The following is a 12,476-nucleotide window of genomic DNA, read 5'->3' on the forward strand; positions in this document are numbered from 1 at the left end:
ATATTATCAAATTTTAATTTCTTTCTTTTCGGAACATTCCAGCATTATATTACCATACTCATTTTTTAAATACATATATATTTTTGGCAGTTTTTTGAATAAATCTTCCAATTCAATCAGAAAATAATGGCAAAAAAGAAGAGGAGTATACATATGGATACCGTAACATTAGCAAGGGCATTTTTTGGTTCTTCATTAGCATTCCACATTATCTTTGCAACGCTTGGAGTCGGGCTTTCTTTAATGATTTTTATAAGTGAAATACTCTATCACTGGAAGAAAGATTCCGATTATGCCATTATGGCAAAAAGATGGACAAAGGCTTTTGCTATCCTTCTCGGTGTAGCAATTCCAACTGGAACAATTGTTGGTGTACAAATTTCGCTTCTTTGGCCTGGTTTCGCCAAAATTGTTGGTCAAGTTATTTCCGTTCCGTTTCAAATTGAGATTTTCGCCTTCTTTTTAGAGGCTTTATTCATGTCTATTTATGTATATGCAGCTGATAAACTACCTCCAGTTATGAGATTAATCTCGCTATTTTTCGTTATGATTGGTGCCACTGCATCCGCCGTGCTTATTACATCAGCAAATACATGGATGAACACACCTGCGGGCTTTTCAATGGGACCAGATGGCTCAGTTTTTAACGTCGATCCGTGGAAAGCTTTCTTTAATCCAAGCTTTGGCACAAGTGCATTCCATGTCGTTATTACAGCCTATACAACTGGAGCAGCTGTTATCGCTTCTATCGCTGGATTTAAATTATTAAAGAAAAATTTAAGTGCGCGTGAAATTGCTTACCATAAAAAAGGATTACTGTTAGGGCTTGTCGTTACATTTATCACTGGTGCTACGATGTGGCTTTCAGGACACGAATCTGCTATTGCCTTACATAAACATTCACCTGAAAAACTAGCATCTGCTGAAGCTTTGTTTGAAACGACATCCCACGCTCCGTTATCGCTTGGCGGGGTTGTGGATCCTAACACACTTGAACTAAACTATGCCCTTGAAATTCCGAACATGCTTAGCTTATTAGTGGGACTAGACCCTAGCACCGTTGTAAAAGGTCTAAAGGAATTCCCGCAAGAAACGTGGCCACCATTTTACACACATACACTGTTCAACTTAATGGTCGGCACTGCTGCCTTTACCTTTGCAGTTGCAGCTATTGCCCTCTTATATTGGCACTTTGTTTACCGAAAAAAAGGAGTAGAGTTACCGAAGTGGCTTCTTTTGGGAGCTGCCGCATGTGGACCCGTTATGTTGCTCGGTATTGAATTCGGATGGATTTTTAGTTGTAGTGGTCGTCAGCCATGGACAATTTATGGCATGCAACGCACGGTCGATGCTTCTACACGCGCTGATTTCGTCGGTCCTTTATTTGTTTTATTCATCATTTTATATATTGGACTCGGTATTTTAACAGTCTTTGTACTACGGACATTCTTTAAGAAACATCCGTTAAAGAATGATTTACATCACGAAGGAGGCGATTCTCGTGCATGAGGAAAGCATTGCAATCATCATCTTATGGGCTCTTATTTTCGTATATAGCATACTAGGGTCTATTGATTTTGGGGCTGGTTTTTGGGGTATGGTATACGCTAAACACCCGACGCTTGCTGCCAAGCTTGCTAATCGGTACTTATCACCAACTTGGGAAGTAACAAATACGTTTCTTGTCTTTGTTGTTGTCGCTTTTCTCGGTTTCTTTCCAAAAGCAGCCTTTACCCTGGCAACGGTTATGTTTGTACCAGTTATGTTAATTTTAGTACTCGTTGCGATTCGCAGTACATTTATGGTATTCGCTTACTCCCTGCCAAAGTACCAACACCTTCTTCGTATTATTTCAGGTATTACAGGGCTCTTAATCCCAGCTCTATTAATTACCGTGCTGCCCGTTACAGAGGGTGCCTATATTACGATGTCTGAAGGAAAAGAAGTGCTCCTTTACGGAAAACTTCTTTCTAGTCCCGTTATTTATTGTTATATGCTCTTTGGACTAACTTCGGAACTATTTCTATCCTCTCTCTTTCTTGCTGATTTTGCTAGGGAACAAGGTTCTGAAGATACGTACCGAATTTATAGGAGAAATGCCATCATACTTGGTCCTGCAACGCTCGTGACTGCTATTATCGCTCTCGTTGTAATGGACCCTGAAACACACTGGCTTATGCAAGGACTAATAAAGCAATTCCCATGGTTTACAGTCTCTATCATTTTATTTGTTATCGGATATTCCTCCCTTTGGTGGACAAATAAGAAGTATGGCACACTAGGCTTTCCTCGCATTGCAGTTTTAGCTGTCGTCGCTCAATATGCATTTGCAAGCTACGCTTACGGCGTCGCCCATTTACCGTATATCATTTACCCGGACGTAACTGTATTTACAAGCTTTACGACGGTCGAAACATTCTATGCACTTCTTATTCTTTACGCAATCGGGATTGCAATTTTACTACCAGGATTCATTTTCTTCTGGAATTTATTCTTGAAGGATCGAACTTTTTTGAAGGAAAAATAATAAATGAGGGGCATTCACACATAGAATGCCCCTCATTTATTAGACTCCTCTCCTAATAGTTATTACACTACTACTTATACTTGCCTTATTGCTCAAAATACACATATTCACTAGATTCAGGTAGATGCCTAGTCCTTCTTATTTTCTTTTGAATATAATGCTATATAAACTTGAGACAAGCTACATTTGTTCAAGGGAAAATAGAAAGGTAGGTTAAATATGAGCATTGAAATATGGATTACTATTATTGTTTTCTTCTTAACGATGATTGTTATCTTTTGGCGACCTCGTGGTTTAAATGAGGCTTGGCCGGCAGCAATTGGTGCTGGCATTATCCTCATTACTGGACTTGTATCAAAACCAGATGTCATGGACATTATAAGTAAAATTGGAGGCGCCTCCATAACGATATTAGCGACCATCGTTATGGCAGTTATATTAGAAAGCTTCGGCTTCTTCCATTGGGCTGCAGCAAAACTCGCAAATTTAGCGAAAGGTTCCGGACGCCGCCTATACTGGTACATTCAATTACTATGTTTTCTTATGACTCTTTTATTTAATAATGACGGTAGTATTTTAATTACAACTCCAATTTTAATCCTTCTTCTGAAAAATCTTCAATTAAAACCTCATCAACAAATCCCTTATTTATTAAGTGGCGCTCTAATTGCCACTGCATCTAGTGCACCCATCGGTGTAAGTAATATCGTAAACTTAATCGCATTAAACATTGTTCATATGACTCTTTACATGCATACAGCTATGATGTTTGTACCTGCAACATTAGGATTATTGTTTATGTCATGGCTCATGTATACAGTTTTAAAGAAAAAACTCCCGAAAAAATTACCTGTTTCTTCATATGATATTGAAGAAATTTTCTTCACGAAAAACTTCCATCCGTTAAAAGGAAAAAATTCTGTTGATACAAAACAAAAACGTACAAAATTCATGTTAAAAGTATTAGGCTTCGTCTTCCTTATGCGCTGTCTTCTATTCGTTGCATCCTTCTTATCGATTCCAATCGAAATTGTTGCTGTACTCGGTTCACTCGTTCTTCTCATCTGGAGATGGTACTACTTACGAACAAACCCAGTCGATATTTTGAAAAAGACACCGTGGCACATTTTAATTTTCGCTTTCTCTATGTATGTAATTATTTACGGGCTTCATAACGCAGGATTAACAGCGGCACTTGTAAGTTGGCTCGAACCAGTTGTAAGTCAGCATCTACTCTATGCCAGCTTTGCAATGGGCGGACTCGTTTCCCTCCTCTCTAACGTCTTCAATAATCACCCTGCACTTATGATCGGTACCATTACGTTAACAGAAATGGGCCTAGATCCAGTCACATTAAAAACTATCTATCTCGCAAATATCATTGGTAGTGACATCGGTTCACTATTATTACCAATCGGTACGCTAGCTTCCCTCATTTGGATGTATATACTGAGACAAAACAAAATTAAAGTGAAATGGAAAGATTATTTAAGCGTATCTCTCATCGTAATCCCACTCACAACAGTCGTCACATTATTCCTCTTATACTACTGGGTACAATTATTCTTCGCCTTATAAAGTGAAACTTTAATCAGTGGGGGGGTTGTTCATCCCCCACTGATTATTAGCCCGTACCAATCGGGCGTTTACGGGCAGTTGATCTCCCACCTAACTTCTTTGCTCCAGCCGAATTTTGAGGTGGGAGTTTTACTGCCCACAAATAGCGGGATAGACAACAGAAGCCCCCTTTGCTACCGTCTTAGCAAAGGGGGCTTCTTCTATATTTAAGTTAGGTACAGTGTGATCAATCAAGTAAAGAGGTGTAACGTATTATTGATATAAGTGACTACCAGTTTCTTTAAATTCTACCGCTTTCTCTTTCATTCCTTTTTCAATTGCTTCTGTCGTTTCTAAATCATTTTCTTTCGCATATTCACGAATATCATGTGAAATTCTCATACTACAAAATTTCGGTCCACACATCGAACAGAAATGAGCTGTTTTCGCTCCTTCTGCTGGCAATGTTTCATCATGATACTCCATCGCGCGCTCAGGATCTAAAGATAAATTAAATTGATCGCGCCAACGGAATTCAAATCGTGCTTTCGAAAGTGCATCATCACGCTGATGAGCCGTTTTATGCCCTTTCGCAAGATCGGCTGCATGCGCAGCGATTTTGTACGTAATAACCCCTTCGCGAACATCATCTTTGTTCGGTAAGCCTAAATGTTCTTTCGGAGTTACATAACAAAGCATCGCCGTTCCAAACCAACCGATCATTGCAGCTCCAATTGCTGATGTTATATGGTCATAACCTGGCGCAATATCTGTCGTTAACGGTCCAAGTGTATAGAACGGCGCACCCTGACAAATATCAAGTTCTTTCTCCATATTCTCTTTAATTAAGTGCATTGGTACATGCCCAGGTCCTTCAATCATAACTTGCACATCATGTTTCCAAGCAATTTCCGTTAATTCACCAAGTGTTTCAAGTTCTGAAAACTGTGCTTCGTCATTTGCATCTGCAATAGAACCTGGACGTAATCCATCTCCAAGAGAGAACGAAACATCGTACTGCTTCATAATTTCACAAATCTCTTCAAAATGAGTATATAGGAAATTTTCTTTATGATGGAATAAACACCACTGCGCCATAATCGAACCACCGCGCGAAACAATACCTGTCATACGCTTTGCAGTAATTGGAATGTAACGAAGTAATACACCAGCGTGAATCGTAAAGTAATCCACGCCTTGCTCCGCCTGCTCAATTAACGTATCACGGTATACTTCCCACGTTAAATCCTCTGCAATTCCGTTTACTTTTTCAAGCGCTTGATAAATTGGCACAGTTCCAACTGGTACCGGAGCATTACGAATAATCCATTCACGCGTTGTATGAATGTTTTTACCTGTAGATAAATCCATAATCGTATCTGCACCCCAGCGAGTCGCCCACGTCATCTTCTCTACTTCTTCTGCAATAGAAGACGATACAGCAGAGTTTCCGATATTTGCATTTACCTTTACGTGAAAATTACGTCCAATTATCATCGGTTCCGCTTCAGGATGATTAATGTTCGCCGGCAAAATCGCACGACCTTCTGCAATCTCCTTACGAACAAATTCAGGCTCTACCCCTTCACGAATCGCAACATATTCCATCTCAGACGTAATAATGCCATTACGCGCATAATGCATTTGCGAAACATTTGCACCTTGCTTCGCTCTAAGCGGCTTACGGTCCATTTGCGGGAAAACAGGTGTATGTTTTGAAGCAACTTTCACACCGTCATCCTCTGGTTTTACTTCGCGCCCTTCGTATTCTTCTACATCACCACGCCCCAGGGTCCAAGAGTGGCGCGGCGCCTGCAACCCTTTTTCCAGCTCCACTTTATACTCTGGATCTGTATAAGGTCCACTCGTATCATACACACGGAGTGGCGGATTTTGAACACCGTTCGTATCGCTTTGTTCAATCTCGCGCATCGGCACTTTCATACCCGCGCGTGGCCCATCCACATACACTTTCTTACTTCCTGGTAAACTCGATTTCAATTCAATTTGCTCAGCAGAAACAGACTGTTTCATAACCTTTATTGCCCCCTGTTCGTGACAAGGACGAGATATGGCCAGCGTATGCCAAAATAAAAAGAGCCAGGTCCATAAAAAAATAAGGACCTGGCTCATAAAGACATAATTATGTAAAGCCATTAACTTCCCTACGCTGGTACGAGCCAGATCAGGTCCAAAGGGTTAAGAAGTTCACACGCTTCTCTCTCAGCCTACGCATACGTTAGGCACCCCTAGTTTATCACTGATTTAATTTTCAATACTTTCCCATCATAACCTATAATCTGAAAAATGCAAAGGTTATTTCTTTTTTGTTTACGGAATCATCCACGTTAAATAATAAGCCTGCACATACGTCATAATCCCAATAATAGTAACGAAGAATAAACTATGCTTCAATGTAAAGCGGAACAAATCTGACTCTTTCCCAGCAAGTCCAACTGCCGCACAAGCAATCGCAATCGATTGCGGAGAAATCATTTTACCTGTTACACCGCCCGTTGTATTTGCTGCAACGAGAAGCACTTCAGATACACCGACTTGCTGCGCTGTAATTGCTTGTAAATTCGAGAACAGTGCGTTCGCTGACGTATCTGATCCTGTTAAGAATACCCCAATCCAGCCTAAGAATGGTGAGAAGAACGGGAATAGTCCGCCAGTTCCTGCAAGTGCTAACGCTAATGTAGAAGATAAACCAGAATAGTTTGCGATAAATGCGAATCCTAATACGAATCCAATAGATAGAATTGGCATTTTTAGTTCGTTTAACGTTTCTTTAAATGTTGCTACTGCATCTTTTGCACTCATTTTCAAAATAAAGATAGAAATGATACAAGCAATTAAAATTGCTGTTCCAGTCGCTGATAAAACATCTAATTTCAAGATTGCTTCATAAGGTGTTGGTTTATTTACAATTGGCTCTGCTTTCATTACTAAATTGTGCAAGCCTGGAACTTCAAATTTAAATACGAGACTTTCTAAAGCACCGCCCGGAGCGAATAATGCTTTAAAGAAACTTTGGCTCCAAATGACTACCATCACAGTTAAAATAATGAACGGAGACCATGCTTTTACTACTTTTCCTACTGTTAGTTTCGGCATAGATGTCGCCGTCGTTGCTGCTACTTCACTATTCGCTTCTTTAGACTGATAAATTTCTTTCGGCTGCCAAACTTTTAAGAATAGCGATAAACTTACTAAACTTACAAGCGCTGACGTAATATCAGGAAGTTCTGGCCCTAAAAACGTTGCTGTAATAAACTGTGTAATTGCAAATGAACTACCCGCTACAAATAAAGCAGGCCACGTTTGTCTTACTCCTTTAAAGCCATCCATTAAAAATACGATAAAGAACGGAACAAATAAAGATAAGAACGGTAATTGATGCCCAGCCATTTGTCCAATTTTATGCGGATCAATGCCTGTTACTTGTCCAGCAACTGTAATCGGAATCCCCATCGCTCCGAATGCTACTGGTGCAGTATTTGCGATTAAACAAAGACCTGCTGCATATAAAGGGTTTAGCCCAAGACCTGCAAGAAGTGCTGCCGTAATCGCTACTGGTGCACCAAATCCTGCTGCCCCTTCCAAAAATGCTCCAAATGAAAATCCGATTAAAATAACGAGTAAACGATGGTCATTCGTAATGGATAATACAGATGCACGAATGACATCAAATTGACCTGTTTTCACAGAAATTTTATATAAAAATACTGACATAATGATAATCCACGCAATTGGCCATAATCCGTATAAGAAACCGTATCCGGTCGCTGCCATCGCCATTGTGAATGGCATTTTATACGCAAATAACGCCACCAAAATCGTTAATACAACTGTAATAAATCCTGCCACATACCCCTTCATGCGGAAAACTGCTAAAGCTAAGAAAAAAAAGATGATTGGAATAAGTGCGACTGCTGCCGAAATCCAAATGTTACCGAACGGATCGTAAACTTGTGTCCATGTGTTCATTGTTCTCTCCCCCTAAAGAATCCCCTTTTAAATAGATATAACCTTATCAATAGACTATCAGGTCATCATACCTTTAAGTCTAAAAAATATAGAACGTTTAAGAAAACGTTTTCATTAATTTTATCACAACAATTTTCATTTAAAAAGATTTTTTTGAAAATTTTATCATTTAAACAGAAAATCTTACAAAAACGTCACGTTCTTGTAATGTTAATCGATAGGAAGCTTACCAAATTTACTGCATACTAAAGGTATAACAACGGAAATTACTTATGAGGTGATATATATGAACGGAAACAAAATATTAGCAGCTTTATCATACTTTAGTGTATTATTTGCGCCTATCTTATTCCCTATTATCGTGTGGATTGTGGGCGATTCTGAAACGAAACCACATGCAAAACGTGCTCTATGGACACATATCATTCCAAGCATCGCTTCATTTATTGGGTTAGTTATTTTAGGAATTATGGGCATCGGATCTGATCAACCTGACGTAACACTTGGAATTGGAGCAATCATCGTCTTATGCATTTGCGGAATCATTAGCTTATACTACTTCGTTTGGAATATCGTAAAAGGGATTAAGGTACTGAAAGCTTAGTTTTAAACAAACGTTTGATTAAAACTAAACTGTCGCATAATCATAAATGAAATTTTATCGGCGATTCGACAAGAGTAACCTACCTATTAATAAGAAAAAAACCGTCCCAAAATACCTTTTGGGACGGTTTTTTTTATCTTCTGCGTTTCTTCTTTTTTCTCATCATTTTCTTTCGGCGCGTATTCGCCTTATCCGCTATAATGTGGAGCGTACTCGCCACAACAATCCCCATTACAAACGTTACAATTTCAACCTCGTGTTCCTTCGCAATTTCTATTAAATTTCCGTCGAACGCTATTATATTTAATAGGAATAAAAACGGAGAAAACACGATTAACATGTATGCAATACGAATAATATCACCAATTATAATCGTATGTGTGAAGAAGGAACGATGGGGCATTACGCTCCGATATGGATACCAAAAAATGCGCAGGAATCCCCATTTATTATACGCATTACTGTACGTATCTAAATCCGGTGTTAAAAATGCAGTACCTACTAAAAAGCCAATTGCAAAAGTTAATAAAAAATCAAAATTTGTTAATCCATACGAAAAGAGCATAAACAAAACAACCGGAAGGGATATTAAGTTTATTTTCGTATGCGTTCTTCCTGATGGCATAATGCACTTCCTCGCTTACGTTCGCCCTGTCATCCGACAGGTCTCACCTATTGATCTAATTTTTGATCGATAAATGATGTGTCTATATCCGAACCAAACCATTCTGCCAACTTCACTCGTGCCTTATCTTTCACTTCTTCATTTACGTATATCGATGCTTGTAATAGTGCAGCCATTAACGCACCTAAATCATCCGTATAACCAATTCCAGCAACCAAATCTGGGATTGCATCAATCGGTGCAATGAAATAAGCAAGTGCTCCGATTACAATAATTTTCACTCGTTTTGGAACATCCGGTCTTTGCAAAACGTAAAACAACAATAAACTCGCATAGATTACCGACTGCCCTGCCTGCTTCGCAACATGTTTTATTTTCTTCCAAAACGCTTCAACTGAAAATTTTTGTTTCATTCAAAAGCCTCCCTATTTTTCAAAAGAAATAAGCTACAATATGTTATGTTATCAGTAAAAGTTCATCAAAATTACACATAATCTATCAATGAAATTTCATTGTAACAAACAAAACCAAAAAGAACAAGTGTTCGTTAATTTTTTCGTATTTTCCTTCATATAATAGTTTTCTAGACAACCACTTAAAGATTTCTATTCCATATTTCTCAACCAAAAAACTTTCAATTTCGCTTAACATTCTTTTCTATTTTTGTTATATTTTCTAGTTGACGAGCCTATAAACGAATGTTAAAGTTTTCTCTGGTGGTGACAAACCACATACAAAAAATGTAAAATGTTATAGTGTTTCTCAGAAATGAATTTTGTTGTATAATACAGAAATGACGTTATGCTTATGAGCAGCACAAGAAACCAAAAAGGGTATGCATAGTTAAAGTCGTATATGGGTGAATATAGAAACTCTAATTATGACCAAGAAAACTATGTATTTTTTATTTTAACATTTTTCGCTCCAAAATCGACCAAGCCTGATAGAGAAAGGGTGGAAATGAATGAAAGAAACCATGAAATCACAATTTCAAAATGTGCGTTTCACTTTATTCGTAGCTTTGGCCGTATGGCTAAAAACCTACATCATTACACGCACTAGCTTCGATTTAAAACTTGAATCTTTCATGCAAGAATTCATTTTATTCATTAGTCCATTAGCAGCATCATTACTGTTTGTGGGTCTTGCATTATTTGCAAAAGGGAAAAAACGTAACTATATAGCACTAGGAATTAACTTTATCTTAACGTTCATCCTTGTTGGTAACGTAATGTTCTACGGATTCTACAATGACTTCGTTACTTTACCAGTACTAGGACAAACATCTAATTTCGGAAGTTTAGGTTCTAGTGTGAAAGAATTATTTAACTTCAAAATCATCCTTGCATTTGCGGATATTATCGTATTCTTCGTTCTATTGAAGAAGAAAAAGAAAGATTTTGCACCGACAGAACGTGTAGCACGTCCGATGCGTTCCCTATACTTCGTGTCAACAGTTGCTATTTTCTGCGTAAACCTAGGACTTGCAGAAGCTGAGCGTCCAGAACTATTAACACGTTCATTCGACCGCGTTATGCTTGTTAAAAACTTAGGATTATATGTACACCAAGCATACGATCTTGGCTTACAAGCAAAATCAAGTTCACAAAAAGCGTTTGCTGATAGTAGTAAATTACAAGAAGCAGAAAACTACGTGAAAACAACACAAAGTAAACCAGATCCAAATATGTATGGTACTGCAAAAGGGAAAAACGTAATTGTTGTCTCTCTTGAATCATTACAAACATTCTTAATTGGTGCGCAAGTTAACGGACAAGAAGTTACACCATTCCTAAACCAATTTGCGAAAGAAAGTTATTACTTCGATAACTTCTTCCATCAAACTGGGCAAGGAAAAACATCTGATGCTGAATTCTTAGTAGATACTTCAATGTATCCACTAGACCGTGGTGCTGTATTCTTCACACACGGTAATAACGAATATACAGCAACTCCAGAAATTTTACGTCAGCAAGGATATCACACATCAGTATTCCACGCGAACAACGCAACGTTCTGGAACCGTAACATTATGTATCCGGCACTTGGTTATGATCGTTACTACAACGAGCTTGACTACAAGATTACGCCAGAAACAAAATTAAATTGGGGATTAAAAGATATCGAATACTTCGATCAGTCTATCGATATGTTAAAACAAGTGAAGCAACCGTTCTATACTCGCTTCCTTACTTTAACAAACCATTACCCATTCACTTATGATGACAGTACGAAATTAATCGACGAGTACAACTCTGGTGATGGAGTATTTGACCGCTATATGGTAACAGCTCGTTATTTAGACGAAGCAATGAAACACTTTATTGAGCGTCTAAAAGCAGAAGGTATTTACGACAACTCTGTTATCGTATTCTACGGTGACCATTATGGTATTTCTGAAAACCATAACCGTGCAATGGCACAGTTCTTAGGAAAAGAAGAAATTACTACATTTGACCATATGAACTTACAAAAAACACCGATGTTTATTCACGTTCCAGGTCAAAAAGAAGGTAAAACAATTTCAAAACCAACTGGTGAAATTGACATTAAACCAACAATTCTAAACTTACTTGGTGTAGATTCTACGAATCAAATTCAATTCGGTCATGACGTATTCTCACCAGACAATAAAGGATTCGTTGTTCTTCGTGATGGTAGCTTCATTACAGATAAGTACATGTACACAAACAGTACATTCTACGACCGTAACACAGGTGAAGTTCTGCAATTACCGAAAGAAGAGGCTCAACCACTTATTGACCGTGCACAAAATGAGCTAAATATGTCAGACAAAATCATTGAAGGCGACTTACTTCGCTTCTCTGAGAGCAATAAGATCAAAACTGGCGAAGTAAAAACGGCTATTAAAGAAGAAAAGAAGAGCGCTGAGTAATCTCAGCCTCTTTTTTATTTTCCTCTCTACAAATTCTTCTATACATTAACTTTAAAATTACATAACCTTCACCTAATATTTACACCAGATTAACGAAACATCTTTATAATAAAATATGCAAACAAGGTTCCACATATTTCTTATCTCTCATCTTCAATAAGATCCCTTAGAGAAATATGCGCATCATTTGTTTTCAACTTTCTTATAATTGTCTTTCCAAGTGTTTTGTTTGCATAAATGAAACCTTTAAAGACGATGTCCCTATGAAAGATAGCTA

At 38.1% G+C, this 12,476-nt stretch carries 9 protein-coding genes and 1 riboswitch; of the genes, 5 read left to right on the forward strand and 4 right to left on the reverse strand.

Features of this window, described 5'->3' with window-relative positions:
• The first annotated feature begins 153 nt into the window (after positions 1–153).
• From cydA to EXW56_RS24895, 3 genes are all read left to right on the forward strand, one after another.
• Positions 154–1,509 (forward strand): cytochrome ubiquinol oxidase subunit I, encoded by a 1,356-nt coding sequence (cydA, locus tag EXW56_RS24885; protein ID WP_002198833.1) that lies wholly within the window; start codon positions 154–156, stop codon positions 1,507–1,509.
• Positions 1,502–2,527: a cytochrome d ubiquinol oxidase subunit II gene (locus EXW56_RS24890; RefSeq protein WP_002089640.1), complete on the forward strand. Its 1,026-nt coding sequence runs from the start codon at positions 1,502–1,504 to the stop codon at positions 2,525–2,527. The genes cydA and EXW56_RS24890 overlap by 8 nt, the downstream gene beginning before the upstream one ends.
• 219 nt (positions 2,528–2,746) lie before the next feature.
• Positions 2,747–4,105 (forward strand): arsenic transporter, encoded by a 1,359-nt coding sequence (locus EXW56_RS24895; protein ID WP_098988418.1) that lies wholly within the window; start codon positions 2,747–2,749, stop codon positions 4,103–4,105.
• Positions 4,106–4,357: 252 nt separating this feature from the next.
• Here the strand turns inward: EXW56_RS24895 and thiC are convergent, their stop codons facing one another.
• The gene (gene thiC / locus EXW56_RS24900) at positions 4,358–6,118 is read right to left on the reverse strand and encodes a phosphomethylpyrimidine synthase ThiC (RefSeq protein ID WP_215597050.1); all 1,761 of its coding nucleotides are present in this window, start codon (positions 6,116–6,118) and stop codon (positions 4,358–4,360) included.
• Between the two features lie 111 nt (positions 6,119–6,229).
• Positions 6,230–6,345: riboswitch (TPP riboswitch) on the reverse strand.
• A 70-nt stretch (positions 6,346–6,415) separates the two neighbouring features.
• Positions 6,416–8,074, reverse strand: a complete 1,659-nt coding sequence (lldP, locus tag EXW56_RS24905; protein WP_002198829.1) for an L-lactate permease — start codon at positions 8,072–8,074, stop codon at positions 6,416–6,418.
• Between the two features lie 286 nt (positions 8,075–8,360).
• On the opposite strand from lldP, the gene EXW56_RS24910 reads away from it, so the two are divergent.
• Positions 8,361–8,678 (forward strand): magnetosome magnetite crystal formation protein family, encoded by a 318-nt coding sequence (locus EXW56_RS24910; protein ID WP_002112931.1) that lies wholly within the window; start codon positions 8,361–8,363, stop codon positions 8,676–8,678.
• A 133-nt stretch (positions 8,679–8,811) separates the two neighbouring features.
• Here the strand turns inward: EXW56_RS24910 and EXW56_RS24915 are convergent, their stop codons facing one another.
• A complete protein-coding gene (locus tag EXW56_RS24915; protein WP_002112933.1) occupies positions 8,812–9,303 on the reverse strand; it encodes a metal-binding protein in 492 nt (163 codons plus the stop codon).
• A gap of 47 nt (positions 9,304–9,350) precedes the next feature.
• On the reverse strand, positions 9,351–9,716 hold the full coding sequence (locus EXW56_RS24920) for a YkvA family protein (protein WP_002112935.1): 366 nt from the start codon (positions 9,714–9,716) through the stop codon (positions 9,351–9,353).
• 551 nt (positions 9,717–10,267) lie between these two features.
• Between EXW56_RS24920 and EXW56_RS24925 the strand changes: the two genes are divergently transcribed.
• On the forward strand, positions 10,268–12,199 hold the full coding sequence (locus EXW56_RS24925; RefSeq protein WP_002112936.1) for an LTA synthase family protein: 1,932 nt from the start codon (positions 10,268–10,270) through the stop codon (positions 12,197–12,199).
• Positions 12,200–12,476: the final 277 nt, after the last annotated feature.

Source organism: Bacillus mycoides (assembly GCF_018742245.1).
GTDB lineage: Bacteria > Bacillota > Bacilli > Bacillales > Bacillaceae_G > Bacillus_A > Bacillus_A cereus_U.

Bases quoted from the DNA above. Each gene is read 5' to 3' on its own strand.
- cydA (WP_002198833.1), top strand. From the start codon at position 154: ATGGATACCGTAACATTAGCAAGGGCATTTTTTGGTTCTTCATTAGCA.
- EXW56_RS24910 (WP_002112931.1), top strand. From the start codon at position 8,361: ATGAACGGAAACAAAATATTAGCAGCTTTATCATACTTTAGTGTATTA.
- EXW56_RS24920 (WP_002112935.1), bottom strand. From the start codon at position 9,716: ATGAAACAAAAATTTTCAGTTGAAGCGTTTTGGAAGAAAATAAAACAT.
- EXW56_RS24895 (WP_098988418.1), top strand. From the start codon at position 2,747: ATGAGCATTGAAATATGGATTACTATTATTGTTTTCTTCTTAACGATG.
- thiC (WP_215597050.1), bottom strand. From the start codon at position 6,118: ATGAAACAGTCTGTTTCTGCTGAGCAAATTGAATTGAAATCGAGTTTA.
- EXW56_RS24915 (WP_002112933.1), bottom strand. From the start codon at position 9,303: ATGCCATCAGGAAGAACGCATACGAAAATAAACTTAATATCCCTTCCG.
- EXW56_RS24925 (WP_002112936.1), top strand. From the start codon at position 10,268: ATGAAAGAAACCATGAAATCACAATTTCAAAATGTGCGTTTCACTTTA.
- lldP (WP_002198829.1), bottom strand. From the start codon at position 8,074: ATGAACACATGGACACAAGTTTACGATCCGTTCGGTAACATTTGGATT.